Genomic DNA, 17,456 nt, shown 5'->3' with positions numbered 1-17,456 from the left:
CCAGTGCCGGGGTGTTAAAGATTATTTGCTTGCAGGTTTTTAATGTGCTCAATCATTTGCGTTATTTGCGTGTTGCCCGGTACTAACTCGGCAAGTTTTTCGGCGTAAAACAGTGCTTCGTCATACTGCTTAGCGCCAAGGTGCAACTGAGACATACTATAGCTAATATCCGGGTTGTTGGGTGTTAGCTCATAGGCGCGGCGAAACTGCAGCAAGGCTTGCTGATAGCGTTGCCGATCTTGCAAGAGCAGTGCATAGGTATAAATAAAATTGGCATTGCTGGCTTCATACCTGGCGGCATCGTGCAAGTAGCCTATTGCCTGATCTTTTTTGCCCTGTCGCACCAAGCTCATGGCAAAGGCATAGTGCACTGGTGATGCCTCAGCGTCTATCGCCAGTGCCTGTTTCAATATGCTCTGCACCCGCGCCTCGTCACCGCGCACGCGATAAATATCAGCCAAATTAATATAAGCGGGAATAAACACCGGCTCTATATCAATTGCCGTGCGGTAGTGGTTCTCGGCGTTTTTGATCATCCCCAGCTCTTGCGCTAAATTGCCCAAGTTGGTGTGAGAAAAGCCCCGATCCGCCTGATAGGTTTGCACCTCGCGGTATTCATCTAACACCGCTTTTAAACGTTTTTCATCCGCCTCGCTCAAGGCCGATTCGGGCGGTTGGGTAAGCATGCCGGTTAGGGTACGCGCGGCCTCTATGCGAATAGGTTGATGCGCATCATCCAGCAAACTGTTTAACATCCGCCAGCGGTTGGTGACAGGGTACGCCGCTGAGGCGGTGATGGCCGCCTGGCGTTTTATCGGGTCTTCATCGCGCACCGCGCGCACAATAGCGACCACTGCGTTTTGCCCAGGGGTTTGCGCAAGCCGCGCTATGGCAGAGGCACGCACTATATCGGGGTAGCTAACATTCTGGGCAATACGGGTTAGCTTGGCGTCGGCGTTGGGCTCTTGGGTGTCGGCGGCATAAAACGCGCGGGCAAAGTGCTCTGCCCCCAGCCGGTTGCTGTCGGGGTGCCAGGTTTTAATGTGTTGTTCGGCCCACTCGGGTGACTGATCTTGGTGGCAACCGGTGCAGGCATTAGGTGCACCGGTTTGCCGGGTTAAATCCGGCCGAGGTACGTTAAAGCTATGATCGCGCCGGGCATCCACCTGCATATACAACGTCGCGGGCATGTGACAATCCACGCAATAACTGCCAGTAGTGTCTTGCTTGTGCCCGTGATGCGCCTTGGTGTCAAACGTCTCGCTGCTGTGGCACTGAGTACAGGTTTGATTTTTAGGTAATTTTAACTCGCCCGAGTGCGGGTTGTGACAATTGCTACAGGTTACGCCGGCGGCGTGCATTTTGCTTTGTAAAAACGAGCCCCAGACGTAGTCTTCTTCGAAGATCTGGCCGTCCACATGATACAGCTCGGGCGTTAGCAGCGACGGGTTGTAGTGCTTAAAAAACTCGTGGGGAGCGCCGCGGTCGCCGGTTTGCGAGCGGCGCGAGTGACAGCTGGCACACACCTCAATTTGTTTGCTCGGTTTTATCGCGGCAATGCTTTGCATGATGCCTTTGTCGTCTTCGCGAAACAGCGGTGTTTTAGCGCCTATGTAATGGGGGTAACCTTTAGCCACGATGCCTTTATCGCCTTTTGCCCATTTTAAATGCTGCCCGGCGCTACCGTGGCAGGCCGCGCAACTGACATTAATCGCATCGTAACTCGACTGATAGGTCTTGCTCGGTAAGTCAAAGCCTTTAACAAAGTTGGTCGAGTGGCAGTCGGCACACATCTGGTTCCAGTTTTGCCCCATTTGCGACCAGTGAAACTCGTCGTGAGGTTGTTGCTCGGGGTGGAGCACAAACCAACGCTGGCCGCCCTCACTTTGCGCCCGTGCATCCCACGCAAACGGAAAAAACTGCAGCTTACCCGGCGCTATCTCAAACATGTATTGCTGTAGCGGCTCATAACCAAAAAAATACTCTACGGCGTATTGGGTAAGCTTGCCCTCAAGGTTGGGCATCTCGATGAATAGCTGGTTATTGGCACGATAAAAACGCGCCTGCTGGCCCTGATAACCGATACTTTGGCCGTCAAAGTTACCTTGCACCGTTGCCGCTGTTGCCTCGCCCATGGCGTGGTAATGGTGGGATTTTTGCCAATCTTTAACCGCTTGCTCATGGCAGTTAACACAAGAGGATTCGCCGGCTAAAGCTGGCACACACAATAGACCTAACAATAGCAATAGCAATAGCAATAGCGATCCCGTTCCGAACACGCTAAGCGGCTGCTCTTGACGTTCCAGCGTTGTTCTTATTCTGTACCACAATCCCCGGTCGTCTCCTGCCACGAACACCTCACTCCACTGTAATTATCCGCTCTACACCGGCGAATATTAATACTATTTACATCTCGGTCATGCCACTTTCAATATTTTACAGCAATCAACCAAGCTACAGGCAATCCATGTTCACAGGTGCCAAACGGTTTGGTGTTGCATGACCGTCCAATTTGGTAAAACCATTTAACCACCGTACACTGACAGAATTGGAAAATCCATTTCGCCATCCTGAAGGGCGGTATCAACACGACAATACGCGAAGCTCCAGTCGGGCCCCTGACCATCAACTTGCGTGCCTATCCGTACCCAAAAGGCGCCCCCGGGTCAGAGACGTACCTCAAATGGTATGCAAAAAGCACCATGTCGCTGTTTGTTTCTTTGTAACAAAAGGCTATGGAGGCCTTAAAAAATATTTCCGAGTACCCCCGCCCAGAAAGGCTCTAGCTTGAACATGAGCAACATCAGCTACAAAACCTTCGAGCAAAAAGAAGCGATGGACAAGCTGAATTCGTTGGATGCCCTGGTACCACGTAACTAACATCTAATGCCGTAGTACTAAAAAGGCCGCTTACACTCCGTAAGCGGCCTTTTTTATGTGCCTAAACGGCTTTTTTCATCCGCCGTGCTTTACCCCTGCGCGGCGCGCTAAAGGTGTCATTATCAGTGGTGTGGTAATCTGGCCCTTCCGGCTCTACCCCACCCGTTAAATACGCGGCAATCGCCTGCTGTAATGGCCCGGTGCCACCGGGCAAGCCCTGATTGCCAAACAAGCGGTTAAACTCCAATAAGTACGGGTGATCGCCCACCATGGCCACATCAAAACCGGCGTGATCTACCCCCAGCGTTCGCGCAACACTCAGCGCAAGCTCTACCGCCTGATAGGGTACCGGGGAGTGATCGACAATCCCGCCGCGCGCCACGTTGTTGTAAAAGCCTTGCTCGGCCTGCAAGCGCCAATAGGCGGCCACCAACTTGCCGCCCACCACAATCACGCGAATATCCCGCACGATGGGCAGGTACTCTTGCACATACAGAATATCGGTTAACCTGCGGTAGCGCTCAAAATCCGCCCGATCATTCACCAACCAGACGCCCTCGCCCATGGATGCCTTGGGCAACTTCACCACAAAGGGCAAGATCATGGTGTCCCACAGGCGCTCGGCCTCTGTGTCTGTATTGGCCGCAATCAAAGTCCAGGGCGTATGGCGCGGGGCCACAGCCTGAAACGCGCGGGTCATTTCGATTTTATCGTGGCCAATTAAATAGCTGGATAAACTGGGGAAAATGCGGCACCCCAAACCAAACACCAACGCGTTCACCTGCCAGTATTCCGGAAACAATACCCACGGCGCCTCTTGCAGGGCCTGCTGGTGCTGCAAATACGACTCTGGCTTTAACACGGTGACGCCCTCTAACCCTAGCGTCCGAAACACATTAAACGAGATCATGCTCACAAAACGACCACCTAAAAAAGGCGGATAATCCGGTGTTTTTAGGTTTCGCGCAACTAATTTCTTATACAACCTGACATTATTTGCCAGCCCTACCCGGCATTCGCTATGCTGGCTACGCTAATAGCTACCCTAATTCGGCTGGGGCCCAGCCCCATCAGCAAGAGCACCCGCAATGAGCGAAAGCGACCATAAGATTCACCCTGTACCAATCGCCAAAAAAATTGAAAATGGCCTGCGCACGCTGGATCGTTGGCTGTGGCAGGTAGAGACCGCTCACCGCTCCAAACTGCATCAAAAGTTTTGGCATTTATCACGGGTTATCGTCGCCGTCGTGCGCGATTTGGTGCGCGGCGATATTACCTTGCACGCCATGAGTCTGGTCTACACCACCTTGCTCTCGCTGGTGCCGTTTTTGGCCCTGAGCTTTTCTGTGCTCAAAGGCTTTGGGGTGCACAATCAACTGGAGCCGATTCTCGATCACATGCTGGCGGCGCCACTGGGTGACCGCGGGCCTGTAGTGGTCGAGAATATTTTAAACTTTGTGGACAACATTAAAGTCGGCGTACTGGGCTCGGTGGGGCTTGGGGTATTAATTTATACGGTTATTTCTCTGATTCAAAAGATCGAGCGCTCGTTTAACGAGATTTGGCGGGTGAGCGAGAGCCGCTCGCTGGCGCAGCGCTTTAGCAGTTATCTAAGCGTCATCATGATTGGCCCTCTGCTGCTATTTTCGGCCATGGGTGCCACAGCGGCGCTCATTAACAGCGAGGCCATGCAACACCTGATTGAGTTTGCCCCGCTAGGCTGGCTGTATGGCTTTTTATCCAGCGCCATGCCCTACTTGATTATTATCGGGCTATTCACCTTCCTGTATACCTTTATTCCCAACACCCGGGTCAAGCTGCCACACGCCTTCTTAGGGGGTGTGGTGGCCGGTGTTATCTGGCAAACCACCATTTTTGGCTTTACCCTGTTTGTCTCATCATCCAGCAACTACACCGCCATTTACTCGGGCTTTGCCGTGGGTATTTTACTGCTGATTTGGCTGTATTTAGCCTGGCTGATTTTATTGGTCGGGGCCGCGGTTGCGTTTTACTCGCAGCATGCGCAGCAAATCACCCGCTCGCGTATCAACCGGCCGTCGGCCCGTATTGATGAGCTCACCGGGCTGGCCATCATGCACAGAGTGGCCAGCAACTTTGATAGCAACGAGGGCGGCACCTCGATTGCCAAAATGGAATCAAACCTATCGGTGGGGCCGGAAGAGATTCAGCGCATGATTCACAAAATGCTCAAACACGACCTGCTGATGATCTCGGGGGCCGACGCCAACCGTTTAATGCCCGCCCGCTCGCTCGATCAAATCACCCTGCGCGAGGTGTATCAGGTGCTGCGCCGCCATGAAAGTGATATGCCCTCATCGCTACTGAGCAACGCCCCCATCAACACACTCGAAACGCGCATCGAAGCGGCGCTTTACGCCGAGCTGGGTGAGCAGACGGTGGCCGACTGGGTGCGAGCCACCGCCGAGCACCCGCTTATTTCACCGGATGCAAACGGGTAAACAGCTTTTTGGCAATGGCGGTGTTGTCTTGATACCCAGCGAACTGCTCGGCATCTACGCCGGCGGCAAGCACAGGAACATCACCGCCAGTGTGGCCACTGGTGGTCCACCCGGTGTAACTGGCCTTATCAATCACCGCCAGTAACGCCGCTCGCAGTTGGGTTTTGGCGTTGTTTTTATCCGCAGTAGTCTCGGCCCCGTGCAGGGCGTGAACCAGCGGCCCAATTGCCGTTTGTTGCTCGGGCGCAAGCTCAATGGCCGTCAATTCAAGCCACTTTGCCGGCCACGCGCTGCCAGCCTCTTGCAGCTTGCGCACCAGCTCATTTGCCGATGCTTTAACCCCGCGTACAACGGAGGCGCGCCACTCGTACACACCGTCGGCGCCCATGCTCAAACCGCCCGTACTGTGATCAGCCGTAGCCACCATCACGGTTTGCTGGTGGGCCGCAACGTAATGGGCCAGCACCTGTAGCGCCTGTTCCGCGTCGCGCATTTCGGCCATGGCACAGGCGATATCATTGGCGTGGCCGCACCAGTCAATTTCACTGGCCTCCACCAACAAGAAGAAAGGTTTGTCCTCAGGCAACAGCGCCAATGCTTTCGCCGTCATAACCGCCAGGCGGTTAGCCGGTGGCTCATCGATAGCAAACGGCAAGCCTTTGGGAGCCAATAACGCCAGTGCCGGTGCGCGCTCGATACTCTCTAACCCGGCAAATGTATCGGCGTACTGGTAACCCAGCGCGGTAAATTCCTCGACTAAGTCGCGGTTATCGCGCTTAAAATACTGTTGTCCGCCACCAATGAGAACATCGACCCAGGGCTTACCCGCAATTCGGTTATCGAGGTATTGATCGGCAATTTCATCGTACTTTTGACGGCTATCCACATGAGCGGCAAAACTGGCCGGCGTCGCATGGTTGATTTGGCTGGTAGATACCATTGCCGTGCTGTAGCCGTACTGTTTGGCGCGCTCCAGCAAGGTCTCGACGGGCTCTTTATCCGGGTCGACACCAATAGCACCATTGTAGCTTTTGACCCCCGCCGACAGCGCCGTTGCCCCTGCGGCCGAGTCGGTCACCAGCTCGTGACCGTGTGGGTGGGTAGCCGCAGATCCGATCAGATACCGATCGAATAAAGTCTCCTCGATCTGCTCAGTGTCCGGGTCATCGGCGAAGTGGCGGTACGCTGTGAGGTACTCCATCCCCATGCCATCGCCAATAAAATAGATCACAGATTGAGGCTCGGCCTGAGCCGCAGCCGCACTACCCGCCTGGGTTATTAAACACAAGGCCATCACGGCCAACGCTTGTTGCATAGGGACTCCACACTCGCTGTTGTTCACAGGTTTCAGATCGGGGTAATTGCGCCCTCTCACGATGGGACGTATAGTGCCAGATAATGATAAAAAAATAATGACAGCTGCCCATGTCTAGTATGCACGAGTTAACACCTGAATTATCAGCCAGCCCAACAGCCCGCATCGAGTGCCGTTATATAGGCGTTGAGCAGTACCCACTGCTGATTGTTGATGATTTTTTAAACAGTCCTGAATGGCTTGTCGAGCAGGCGAGTCAGGCGGACTTCGCCCCAAACCAAGGCCTGTTTCCAGGCCACCGCGCAGCCGCGCCCAGCGCTTATACCGATGCCCTGGAACGCGCCTTGCCGCCGTTATTGGCCGATGTGTTTGGCACCCGCCCGGGCGATATCAACCGCGTCGAGTCGAGCTTCTCTTTAGTTACTCAAGCCCCCGAGTCACTAAAACCCTTGCAACGTATTCCGCACTTTGACTCGCGCAACCCGCGAGAGCTGGCCAGCATTTATTTTTTGTGTAACCGCTTAGATGCACGCTACGGCGGCACCGGGTTTTACCGCCACCGCCGCACGGGGTTTGAATCTGTCACCGATGATCGTTTTAATCCCTATGTGGCGGCTCTGGAGCAAGATGCGCAACAAACGGGGTTGCCCGCCGCCGACTATATTCGCAGCGATACCGCCGCTTTTGAAAAAATCGCCGAAGTTTCGGCGCGATACAACCGGCTGGTGATATACCCCTGCACGGTATTGCACTCGGGTATTATCGATGCCAGCTTTGACTTCTCTCGCACCCCCGCCCAGGCGCGTCTGTCAATTAACAGTTTTTTAGTCAATCATTAATGGTTATGTAAGAGGTACCCGGCGACTATATCGCCCGTACAACGCATGCAATAAACACAATAACAGGAGTCTTCACATGAGTTTTTCATCCAAAGAGGCCGCCCGGGCTTATTGGCGTGCCAATATCCGCTGGCTACTGAGCTTGCTGTCCATTTGGTTTATCGTCTCGTACGGGGCGGGTATTTTATTTGTCGATCAGCTCAACAACATCCGTCTCGGTGGTTTTAAGTTGGGCTTTTGGTTTGCCCAGCAGGGGTCTATTTACACCTTTGTTATTCTGATTTTTGTCTACGTTCGCGTGATGAATCAGCTTGATAAAAAATTCGGCGTAGAGGAAGAGTAAGCCATGGATGTTCAAGTACTCACATTTATTATTGTCGGCATTACCTTCGCACTGTATATCGGTATTGCTATTTGGGCCCGCGCCGCCAGCACCCAAGAGTTTTACGTCGCGGGCGGCCATGTACCACCGTTAGCGAACGGCATGGCGACCGCCGCCGACTGGATGAGCGCCGCCTCGTTTATCTCTATGGCGGGGCTTATTTCGTTTATCGGCTACGACGGCAGTGTTTACCTTATGGGCTGGACCGGCGGCTACGTTTTACTGGCATTGTGCCTGGCGCCCTACTTGCGCAAGTTTGGTAAATTTACGGTGCCCGACTTTATTGGCGATCGCTACTACTCACAAACCGCGCGCACGGTTGCCGTCATTTGTGCCATTTTTGTCTCGTTTACCTATGTTGCCGGGCAAATGCGCGGCGTGGGCGTGGTGTTCTCACGCTTTTTAGAGGTGGATATTACCCTTGGCATTATTATCGGTATGGGTATCGTGTTTTTTTACGCCGTACTTGGCGGCATGAAGGGCATCACCTACACCCAGGTGGCGCAGTATTGCGTGCTTATTTTTGCCTTTATGGTGCCGGCGATCTTTTTAAGCTTAATGATGACCGGCTCGCCTATCCCACAAATTGGCATGGGCTCTACCATGGCCGATGACCCGTCGGTATTTTTACTCGATAAGCTCGACGGGCTTAGTGAATCGCTGGGTTTTAACGCCTACACCGAAGGTAAAAAGTCCACCATCGACATGTTTTGTATTACCGCGGCGCTGATGGTGGGCACCGCCGGTTTACCCCACGTGATTGTGCGCTTTTTTACCGTACCCAAAGTGCGTGATGCGCGCAAAAGCGCCGGCTGGGCGCTGATCTTTATCGCTATTTTGTACACCACGGCACCGGCTATTGCGGTGTTTGCCCGCGTTAATATGATCGATACCATTAACGGCCCCGAGGCTCAGGGCGTCGCCGCCGCCGAAGCACCGGGCTGGATCGACAGCTGGGAAACCACAGGCCTGGTGGCCTGGGAAGATAAAAACCAGGACGGCCGCCTGTTTTACAGTGGCGATGAGCGCAACGAGATGACCATCGACCGCGACATTATGGTGCTGGCTACCCCCGAGATCGCCCGCCTACCGGCGTGGGTAATTGCGTTAATCGCCGCCGGCGGTTTAGCGGCCGCATTGTCCACCGCTGCGGGTTTATTGCTGGTGATATCAACATCTGTCTCCCATGACTTGCTCAAACGAAACCTTATGCCCAACATCAGCGAGAAACAAGAGCTGCTATTTGCCCGAATAGCGGCAGCCGTGGCTATCTGCGTGGCGGGCTATTTGGGGGTTCATCCGCCGGGGTTTGTCGCCGAGGTAGTGGCATTTGCCTTTGGCTTAGCGGCGGCAAGTTTCTTTCCGGCCATTATTATGGGTATTTTCTTTAAATCGATGAACCGTGAAGGCGCCATTGCCGGTATGATTTGCGGCCTCTTATTTACCACGGTTTATATTCTGGTGTTTAAAGGGATTATTATGGAGCCGTTACTACCCAACACAAAAGAGTACTGGTTACTGGGTATCTCGCCCGAAGGTATCGGCACCATCGGCATGGTTATTAATGTGATTGTCGCGGTAACCGTGTGGAAATTTACACCGCCGGCGCCGGACGAGGTACAAGAGCTGGTCGAATCGATTCGCTACCCACAAAAAATTCAGGCCTAACCCAGGCCTGTGACAGTGACAAATGTCACCCGCAATGGGTGACATTGCTCAGTAGTTACTCACACCAATGAGCGGCACAATAGCTCCTGACACAAACACTCAGGAGCTTTCCCATGGCTATGGCCTTACTCGATTATTTCTCGGCCACACTTGTGTGCAGCTATGATGCGCTGTGCAATATAGCGCCGTGGCTCGGGCAATGGGCTAAAGTCACCCTGAGCGCCAATTGGCTAACGCTGGCGGTTGCCGGCTATCTGCTTAACCATTACTGAGGCCAGTTATGAACAACGTCGACTGCACGGCGGAAAACGCCGACAACAGCCCTCATTACTTTAGTAACGATCGGCTGTACTACCTCTGGTTAATTTTTAGTGCTTATTACTTTATTCCTATTTTCGCCATGCCATTAACGGGTTGGAAGTTGGTGCTGTCTCTGCTTGGCTACGGAGCTTTTGTTGCCACCTACATCAGCCTGCGTTTTACCCCACAAAAGTACTGGCCCTTTGCCATCGCGCTCATCATTGCGATCGCCACCGCCAGCTCTTTTGTAACGCCGGGCGCCTCTAACTTTTTTATGTACACCGGCTTTTTTCTCGGCGTTATGTTGCCGCTGGGCTATTTTATCGGGGCCATTGCGCTAATCGTGGCAGGCACCTACTGGCTGGGTGAAGCACTGGGTTACCCCTTTTTGTTTTTTAGTTTGTACATTTTAATTGGCGCACCCACTATCGGCATGATCGGTGTGGTGAAGCGGCTCAGAGTCCACAGCGTGCGACGGGAGCAACAGTCCCTGGAGGAGATACGCTCGCTGGCGCAGTCGCTCGAGCGCGAGCGCATCGCCCGGGACTTACACGACGTTATCGGCCATACGTTGTCCACTATCGCCCTTAAAGCCGAGCTGGCGCAAAAATTACTCGATCGAGACCAGGCCGGGCCCGCCGCGGCTGAGCTCAGCCAGTTGCAACTGATCACGCGCGATGGTTTGCGTCAGGTGCGCGAAACCATCAGCGGCGTACACCGCACCAGTCTCGCCGGGGAGCTGGAGAATTTATCCCTACTAATGAGCGAGCAGGACATTCACTTTTTGCAACAGGGCGAGCCGCCGCGACTTTCGCCAAAAGCCGACGCGACTCTGGCGCTGGTAGTCAAAGAGCTAACCACCAACTTGTTGCGCCACAGCAACGCCCGGCAGTGCACGCTGAGCTTTGCGCACGACGGCGACGGCCACCAGATCACATTAGAAGACGATGGCGAGGTAACAGAGTTTACCGAGGGCAATGGTTTACGCGGTATTCGCCAGCGCCTGAGTGAGCTGGGAGGTCAAGTGTGTATCTCGACCGGGCCCGGGTTTCGCGCTCAGATGAGCGTTCCGGGCCAACCAACCACAGCGGAGAACACGGTATGAATATACTACTGGCCGAGGATCAGACGATGCTACGCGGTGCACTGGCAACACTGTTAGAGCTAGAGCCGGGGTTTAGCGTCACGGCGGTAAGCGACGGTTTAAAAGCTCAGGCACTTTTACAGGAGCAGTCTTTTGATTTGCTACTGACTGACATAGAAATGCCAGGCTTAACCGGGCTGGAGCTCATCGCCTGGCTGCGCGAGCAAAACAACCCATTGGCCAGCATTATTATCACAACCTTTAATCGGGCAGGTTTTATTCGCCGCGCACTGGCGCTTAATGTCGGGGGCTTTCTGTTAAAAGACGCCCCGTCCGATCAGTTGGTCGATGCGATTTATCGGGTGCACCGCGGCGAGCGGGTGATCGACAATGATTTGGCCATTCAGGCACTGGGAGACCGGGACCCGCTCACAGATAAAGAGCGCCGTGCGCTGCGCCTAGCCCACGAAGGTTTAAGTACAGCGCAAATCGCCCAGCAGTTATGTTTATCAGAAGGCACGATTCGCAACTACCTATCTGAAGCCATCAGTAAACTCGGTGCCGGCAACCGGGTGGATGCCGCGCGAATTGCACGGCACAAAGGCTGGCTATAACACCCGTTAACGCACCGACACCTGAAACGAGCCCACCAACTGATGCAGGGTAACCGCTGTGTTTTGCAAGCGGTCCGAGCTACCGCGCAACACCCGGTACACCTGGTTCATGGCATCGCTGGAGTCGGCCACCTCGCGCACGCGATCACCGCTTTGACGGCTGGTTTGCTCAATGTGCTGAATCGCATCAAACATTTGCGCCACAATCTCATGCAACTCGGCATTATCGGTAGAGGACTCTTCAGCCAAACGCAGGCCGCGGTCGACCTCCTCCACGCTGGACTCCATATAAGTTGCCGCCTTTTGCGATTCCGATTGAATCGACAGGATTTTTGCACTGATATCTTCGGCCACTTGCGCGGTGCGACCGGCCAAGGAGCGCACCTCTTCGGCCACCACCGAAAAGCCCCGGCCGTGCTCGCCGGCACGAGCCGCCTCGATCGCAGCGTTAAGTGCCAACAGGTTGGTCTGCTCGGTAATTCCGCCAATCATGCTAACCATGCCGGCAATATCAGAGGTTTGGTCATTTAGCCGATGAATGGTTTCGGCCGAGCGCTCTACCACATCGCGGATCGATTGCGTGCCGGTTTGCACTTGCGACAATTGCGCGCGCGCCTGCTTAACCACCTCGTCCATGGTGGTTTTCATTTGGTTCGCCGTCATGCTGGCATTGCTGATCTCGCTAATCTGATCCTCCACCAGAGCGAGCATTTGCTCGACCGAACTGGACACCGTTTGCGAGGTGTCGCGCGCCTGCTCGTTGCGCGTCAGCATCTGATCACTGTTGCTTTTAACATCGTTGGCCGCGCCAATCACCTCACCGACAATGTTATCGAGGTTGTCGATAAAGCTGTTGGTCCAACGCCCCAAATCACCGGTCTCATCGGGCGCTAGTTTGCGGGTATCCAGGCGCTGACGCAGGTTGCCGCCGCCCTCGGCAATAGCGTGAATCATCTCTGTCATTTTGCCCACCCGGCGCGCCAAACGACGCGGCCCGCGCTGACGAAACACCAGCGCACTCACGGCCAGCAACCCGGCGGTAGCGAGATTAACGCCCCACAGCGGCAGCTCGGTAAAGCTGTGCAACAAGCCATTGCCGGCAAACGCACAGAGCACCGTCAACAGGTACTGGCGCATTAAGGTGTAAGTCACCGAGCGAAAGCGGTAGACCTCCTCCAGGTCACCTTCACACATCATGCCCCAACGATCGGGCGAGCCTTTTAACGAAAAGGTCACCCCTTTGCCAATAACCGGGATGTGCCGGTAATCGGAATAGCCGGGGTAAGTCACAAATAAATTGCTGCCATTTTTAATGGTTTCGCGCACGCCCGGGTGCAGCTGCCCGGTAGCCGGATCGGTAAAGCGAATCTCAAATTCGGTGTGCTCGCGTACTCTTACCGCCCCCCAATTGGTGTGAATGCCCGATTTTAAATTCTCACCGTGGGAGAAAGTGCTGTCCTCAAAGCGCGAGCGTGACAGAGCCGTGCCCGCCGCGATTGAGCGGTCAAATTTGGACTCGACCATAAACAGGTAGTTGTCACCCGACTCGGTAAAGATGTGGCCCGCTTCGCGCTGAATTAAATCGCTTAGTACGTCATTGGGGTAGCGGGCGCACAAACTGCCGGGGCTGCCGTCCGCCAGAACCACCGGTAGATAAAACATCAAAGTCACCGCATCGTGAAACTTTGAGCTGGAGGGGCCCACCTTCTCGGTGAGCTTATCAATGTAGGGGCCGTGCAAAAACGGCTCGGCAAGGCCTGCCGCCACGGCTTTAGCATCCAGATCCCGCAGCCCTTTGTGCGGGCTGTAAGTGGACTCAACAATCTGCCCGGTGGAGTCGATTAAAAACAGCTCCGAGCAATCTTTCATTCGCTGATGCTGGCGCGGCAGCAGCGTGTCCTGCTGCACATCATCACCACTCAAGCGTGCCGCTACGCTTTCCAGATGGCGCCACTGGGACTCTACCCACTGGTGCATTAAGCGAATTCGGGTATTGGCGATACTCTCAAAGGCCTGCTCCATCAATGCGTAACGGTTGCGGTTAACCCAACAGGACCAACGCAGAGACAACTTACCATTGGCGCCAAACCAATCTAACCAGTGCCGTTCCGATCCAGACAAATGCATTTGTTGACTTTTTAAGCTCATGGCGAACTTCCTTTTTTAAAAAGACCCTTCTGTTGAGGGCTGCTAGCAATAATTGATGGGAGGGTCTTTGTCCGACTCGTGACGGGCACCAGAGGCAGACAAAAAATCTGATCCCGGTGCGCTTGCACCGATCAGACGTTAACTCAGGGGGAATAGCAGAAATCAGGCCAAGTAAGTCGCATTATTCAACGCAGCGGTAATGCGGGCTAGCCGCGCCAGCGGCACCTCTTATTGCACCAACAAGGGGCAAGGCACCACAAAAGTGCATAGCAATTGATAGCATTAACGCGGCGCCCGACGGGCGCCGCCTAAAGGGGGGTTGGCCGCGGGGCCAATAACGTTAGCGAGAAAACACCACGGTTTTACTGCCGTTTAACAGTACCCGGTGTTCGGCGTGCCAGCGCACTGCGCGATTAAGCACCACAGCTTCAATATCGCGGCCAATTTCGGCCATGGCCTCGGGGGAGTTAACGTGAGAAACACGCTCGACGGCCTGCTCAATAATTGGGCCTTCATCTAAATCGGCGGTAACAAAGTGCGCGGTAGCGCCAATCAATTTAACCCCGCGATCGTAGGCTTGGTGGTAGGGCTTGGCGCCTTTGAAACCGGGCAAAAAGGAGTGGTGAATGTTGATGGCGCGGCCTTGCAGCTTGCGGCACAAGTCATCGGATAAGATTTGCATGTAACGCGCCAGCACTAAACAATCCGCCTGGCGATCTTGCATCAGCTGCCACAGGGCCGCCTCTTGCTGAGGTTTGGTCTCGGCGGTAATAGGCAAGTGAACAAACGGTAAGTCGTACCACTGTGTCAGTGGCCGCATAACTTCATGGTTGGAAACCACACCGACAATATCAATCGGCAATGAGCCGTTCTTCCAGCTGTTGAGTAAGCTGTTTAAACAGTGACCCCACTGCGACACCGCAATCAGCACCTTGGGTTTGCAAGCGGTATCACTGATTTGCCAATCCATTTGGTACTGCTCGGCAACCGGGGTAAAGAGCCCGTTAATATCGTCCAGACTGACCCCTTCAGGGCAATCAAACACGGTGCGCATAAAAAAGCGACGCCGGTCGGTGTCTTCAAATTGCGACGACTCGGTAATATTGTAACCGCGCTCGGCAAATAAGCTGGCCACCCGCGCCACTAACCCTCGTTGATCCTGACAACTAAAGGTCAGCACGATTTCTTTTACATCAGCCATAAGGTGCGCTCTCACTCCACTGCGGTTATCGGCTTATTGCTACAAACCGCGCAAAGACTATCCTATCGCCCTGACGGACTCAAGAGCCGCCCCGCTAATAGCCAGGCTCAGTGAGGTTTACAAGACAGAGGCTGGTAACACCCACGCCAAAATAATAGGCAAGGAGATAAAAGCCATGGCCGTTGAGGTGACAACCATAGCGGCAACCTCTTGATAATCGCGCTCGTAACGCAAGCTTAAAATATAGGTAAATACTGCCACCGGCATGGCCGACTGCAACAGCACAACCCCGCGCTCAACGCCGCTTAACCCCAGCGCTGTCACCACCGCGTAGGCAATCGCAAGCCCCCCGCCAATGCGCATTACGCTAAAAATTACGCTGTACTTTAACTTTTTAACCTTTAAACGGCCTAACGACACACCCAAGGTGATCATCATAAGTGGAATGGCAAAGCCACCTAACAAATCTAACGTGTTCGCCAGCCACAGGGGCACCGATGTGTCGCTAAACAGTAACGCCAGCGCCAATAGCATTGCCCACAAAACCGGCTGACTTATCACCGCCCGCACCATAGCCCGCGGCCCGTGGCCACCGGCCACCACGGCTAGCCCCACCGTAAAGGTGAGAAACATCATGACTAAAAAGTAACCCAGCGCCAGCGCCAAGCCCTGTTCGCCAAACGCAAACAGACACACAGGCAGCCCCATATTGCCATTGTTGGGCAGCACAATCGGCGGCAAATAAGTCGCAACATCAAAGCCTTTTACACGCAGCACGCCATAGGCCAACACCCCGGTTAAAACCAGTACCAGAGCTGCCGCCAAGGCCACACGGCTGATACTGGCCAGCTCGACATCGGTACTGGCCATGGACGAGACGATAAGGCAGGGCGTGCCCACCGTCATCACCAAGCGCCCGATAAAGTCAGACGGATACTCAGCGCCCGAGCGAGCCCAAATAAAACCCACCGCCGTCGCGATAAATACCGGGGCCAGAATTGGCAACAACGTTAATAACAATGCAGACTCCAAATTGTGACAGAATAAAAGCCATTAGCAGGAACAGGCAGTAATGCGTGATGTGATATTGTAGAGGGCGATCTGGGTTATTATAGAATAGTCTGCTGCAATAAGCTGAACGATCGACCCTTATAAGAGAACATGCCAGGAGCAATTATGGACTTCCGTATCGCGAGCCTCTCTCTACTTACCTTAAGCTTGGCGGGAACCGCTTACGCGGATACCCCAACCTGGCAGTTTAAAGTGGGTGGATTTCATCAATACACCGATATCACCATTGCCTCCGGGATTAATGACAACGGCCGCCCCGGCACCGAGCTCAGCTTAGAGGACCTGGGTCATAACGACAGTGACACCAACCCCTGGTTTAGCGCCACCTGGCAAATGAGTGAAAACTGGCAGCTGTGGGGCAACTACTCGAGCTTTTCCAGCAACGCCGACACTGCGGTGGATTTTGCCTTTGAATTCGGTGATCTGAATATTCCTCAGAACATTGATGACATCGAAGGCACCTTGATGACTCGCTCTGAGTACGATGCCGACTTGTATGTGATCAACCTCGGTTACAATCTCTACCAATCTCCCGCCACCAAAGTAGATTTAGGCCTGGGCTTACATGTGGTGGATATGGCCATGACCATTGACGCGCGGGTAGAAACCGACGGCGCCACGCGGGACATAGGTACCGGCAAAAGCAGTGTCAGCGCCCCACTGCCCAACATCGTGCTGTTTGCCAGCCACGATCTCAGTTCGCGCTGGAAAGTTTCATCAACGCTGGGCTGGCTCTCGTTAAAATACGACGAATACGATGGCGGCCTGACCGCCGCGGATGTGGAGCTTGACTATGCCATCACACCAAATATCGGCCTGGGCGCTGGTTATCGCTGGGTGGATTACAGCCTGACCCAAAACAAGCCAAGAGTAACCAATAGTTTTGAGGCCACTTTTAGCGGCCCAACGGTTTACGTTACCGGCCGTTTTTAACCAACCGTCAGGGGTTTTGTGGTAGCAAAATCTAAACGAATAAACAAAGAAAGCTTCATAAAGATTTAATCTAATCCACGCTGGCGGGCCCCTTCAAATCACAGTCCACGACTGTGTGGGGCCGCAACGTTAGTGAACACTTCGCCCACCATCTACCCACAAGTTATCCACATGTTAAGAGTGCAGTTCTGCACTTGCAATCAGCCTCAAACCGCATTATCTTGTATCCCACTTTAGTAAAACACCTATATATAGGGTTTTCAGACAAAAGCGGCAGACAAGCAAAACGGTTGTAAGTCACCCCTCTAGCGTCTCTGCCAGACACAGTGCGGCTTGCCAGCCTTAGCCCCCAAAGAGGGGCGCCATACGCGAACGCGCTGCGGCTTCTTGAGATAAATGAGTAATATCAGGGCTTATCTGGCCCTCTATTGGTATTTCGGTTTTACACATTGGCCACCCGATATCGGGCAAAACAAAACGCCTATTAATAAGCGCGATGTTTAAGCCCCCTGTGCCTGTGATTTAACCCAGCCGCCCAATA

Annotated in this window: 14 protein-coding genes; 8 read left to right on the top strand and 6 right to left on the bottom strand. The window is 54.0% G+C overall.

The features are described from left to right. Positions 1–14 precede the first annotated feature (14 nt). Positions 15–2,222: a tetratricopeptide repeat protein gene (locus tag AAC019_RS14710; RefSeq protein WP_339899862.1), complete on the bottom strand. Its 2,208-nt coding sequence runs from the start codon at positions 2,220–2,222 to the stop codon at positions 15–17. Positions 2,223–2,941: 719 nt separating this feature from the next. Beyond that, the gene (locus AAC019_RS14705; protein WP_339899891.1) at positions 2,942–3,790 is read right to left on the bottom strand and encodes a hypothetical protein; all 849 of its coding nucleotides are present in this window, start codon (positions 3,788–3,790) and stop codon (positions 2,942–2,944) included. Between the two features lie 178 nt (positions 3,791–3,968). On the opposite strand from AAC019_RS14705, the gene AAC019_RS14700 reads away from it, so the two are divergent. After that, entirely contained in the window at positions 3,969–5,360 is a 1,392-nt protein-coding gene (locus AAC019_RS14700) for a YhjD/YihY/BrkB family envelope integrity protein (protein ID WP_339899860.1), read from the top strand. Here AAC019_RS14700 and AAC019_RS14695 read toward each other — a convergent pair. After that, a complete protein-coding gene (locus AAC019_RS14695; RefSeq protein WP_339899858.1) occupies positions 5,335–6,675 on the bottom strand; it encodes an alkaline phosphatase in 1,341 nt (446 codons plus the stop codon). The two genes, AAC019_RS14700 and AAC019_RS14695, sit on opposite strands and share 26 nt — an antisense overlap. A gap of 110 nt (positions 6,676–6,785) precedes the next feature. On the opposite strand from AAC019_RS14695, the gene AAC019_RS14690 reads away from it, so the two are divergent. The 6 genes from AAC019_RS14690 (at position 6,786) to AAC019_RS14665 (ending at position 11,562) form a co-directional block, all read left to right on the top strand. Continuing rightward, positions 6,786–7,514 carry a DUF6445 family protein gene (locus AAC019_RS14690; RefSeq protein WP_339899856.1) on the top strand — a complete coding sequence of 243 codons (729 nt, stop codon included), beginning with the start codon at positions 6,786–6,788 and terminating at the stop codon, positions 7,512–7,514. A 76-nt stretch (positions 7,515–7,590) separates the two neighbouring features. Then, on the top strand, positions 7,591–7,857 hold the full coding sequence (locus tag AAC019_RS14685; protein ID WP_339899854.1) for a DUF4212 domain-containing protein: 267 nt from the start codon (positions 7,591–7,593) through the stop codon (positions 7,855–7,857). A gap of 3 nt (positions 7,858–7,860) precedes the next feature. Beyond that, positions 7,861–9,564 carry a sodium:solute symporter family protein gene (locus AAC019_RS14680; protein ID WP_339899852.1) on the top strand — a complete coding sequence of 568 codons (1,704 nt, stop codon included), beginning with the start codon at positions 7,861–7,863 and terminating at the stop codon, positions 9,562–9,564. Between the two features lie 113 nt (positions 9,565–9,677). Further along, positions 9,678–9,836, top strand: coding sequence for a hypothetical protein (locus AAC019_RS14675; protein ID WP_339899851.1), 159 nt, complete (start codon positions 9,678–9,680; stop codon positions 9,834–9,836). A gap of 8 nt (positions 9,837–9,844) precedes the next feature. After that, the gene (locus AAC019_RS14670; RefSeq protein WP_339899850.1) at positions 9,845–10,969 is read left to right on the top strand and encodes a sensor histidine kinase; all 1,125 of its coding nucleotides are present in this window, start codon (positions 9,845–9,847) and stop codon (positions 10,967–10,969) included. After that, the gene (locus AAC019_RS14665; protein ID WP_339899849.1) at positions 10,966–11,562 is read left to right on the top strand and encodes a response regulator transcription factor; all 597 of its coding nucleotides are present in this window, start codon (positions 10,966–10,968) and stop codon (positions 11,560–11,562) included. Before AAC019_RS14670 ends, AAC019_RS14665 begins: the two co-directional genes overlap by 4 nt. 6 nt (positions 11,563–11,568) lie before the next feature. Here the strand turns inward: AAC019_RS14665 and AAC019_RS14660 are convergent, their stop codons facing one another. From AAC019_RS14660 to AAC019_RS14650, 3 genes are all read right to left on the bottom strand, one after another. Then, positions 11,569–13,710 carry a methyl-accepting chemotaxis protein gene (locus AAC019_RS14660; RefSeq protein ID WP_339899847.1) on the bottom strand — a complete coding sequence of 714 codons (2,142 nt, stop codon included), beginning with the start codon at positions 13,708–13,710 and terminating at the stop codon, positions 11,569–11,571. A gap of 340 nt (positions 13,711–14,050) precedes the next feature. Further along, positions 14,051–14,911, bottom strand: a complete 861-nt coding sequence (gene purU / locus AAC019_RS14655) for a formyltetrahydrofolate deformylase (protein WP_339899846.1) — start codon at positions 14,909–14,911, stop codon at positions 14,051–14,053. Positions 14,912–15,028: 117 nt separating this feature from the next. Beyond that, positions 15,029–15,931 (bottom strand): AEC family transporter, encoded by a 903-nt coding sequence (locus AAC019_RS14650; protein ID WP_339899845.1) that lies wholly within the window; start codon positions 15,929–15,931, stop codon positions 15,029–15,031. 156 nt (positions 15,932–16,087) lie between these two features. On the opposite strand from AAC019_RS14650, the gene AAC019_RS14645 reads away from it, so the two are divergent. Continuing rightward, entirely contained in the window at positions 16,088–16,915 is an 828-nt protein-coding gene (locus tag AAC019_RS14645; protein ID WP_339899844.1) for a hypothetical protein, read from the top strand. The last annotated feature ends 541 nt before the right edge of the window (positions 16,916–17,456 follow it).

Source organism: uncultured Gilvimarinus sp. (assembly GCF_963975215.1).
GTDB lineage: Bacteria > Pseudomonadota > Gammaproteobacteria > Pseudomonadales > Cellvibrionaceae > Gilvimarinus.
This window is presented reverse-complemented; position numbering and strand designations above follow the sequence as displayed.

Bases quoted from the DNA above. Each gene is read 5' to 3' on its own strand.
- AAC019_RS14700 (WP_339899860.1), top strand. From the start codon at position 3,969: ATGAGCGAAAGCGACCATAAGATTCACCCTGTACCAATCGCCAAAAAA.
- AAC019_RS14665 (WP_339899849.1), top strand. From the start codon at position 10,966: ATGAATATACTACTGGCCGAGGATCAGACGATGCTACGCGGTGCACTG.
- AAC019_RS14680 (WP_339899852.1), top strand. From the start codon at position 7,861: ATGGATGTTCAAGTACTCACATTTATTATTGTCGGCATTACCTTCGCA.
- AAC019_RS14675 (WP_339899851.1), top strand. From the start codon at position 9,678: ATGGCTATGGCCTTACTCGATTATTTCTCGGCCACACTTGTGTGCAGC.
- purU (WP_339899846.1), bottom strand. From the start codon at position 14,911: ATGGCTGATGTAAAAGAAATCGTGCTGACCTTTAGTTGTCAGGATCAA.
- AAC019_RS14670 (WP_339899850.1), top strand. From the start codon at position 9,845: ATGAACAACGTCGACTGCACGGCGGAAAACGCCGACAACAGCCCTCAT.
- AAC019_RS14645 (WP_339899844.1), top strand. From the start codon at position 16,088: ATGGACTTCCGTATCGCGAGCCTCTCTCTACTTACCTTAAGCTTGGCG.
- AAC019_RS14660 (WP_339899847.1), bottom strand. From the start codon at position 13,710: ATGAGCTTAAAAAGTCAACAAATGCATTTGTCTGGATCGGAACGGCAC.
- AAC019_RS14705 (WP_339899891.1), bottom strand. From the start codon at position 3,790: ATGATCTCGTTTAATGTGTTTCGGACGCTAGGGTTAGAGGGCGTCACC.
- AAC019_RS14695 (WP_339899858.1), bottom strand. From the start codon at position 6,675: ATGCAACAAGCGTTGGCCGTGATGGCCTTGTGTTTAATAACCCAGGCG.
- AAC019_RS14685 (WP_339899854.1), top strand. From the start codon at position 7,591: ATGAGTTTTTCATCCAAAGAGGCCGCCCGGGCTTATTGGCGTGCCAAT.
- AAC019_RS14690 (WP_339899856.1), top strand. From the start codon at position 6,786: ATGTCTAGTATGCACGAGTTAACACCTGAATTATCAGCCAGCCCAACA.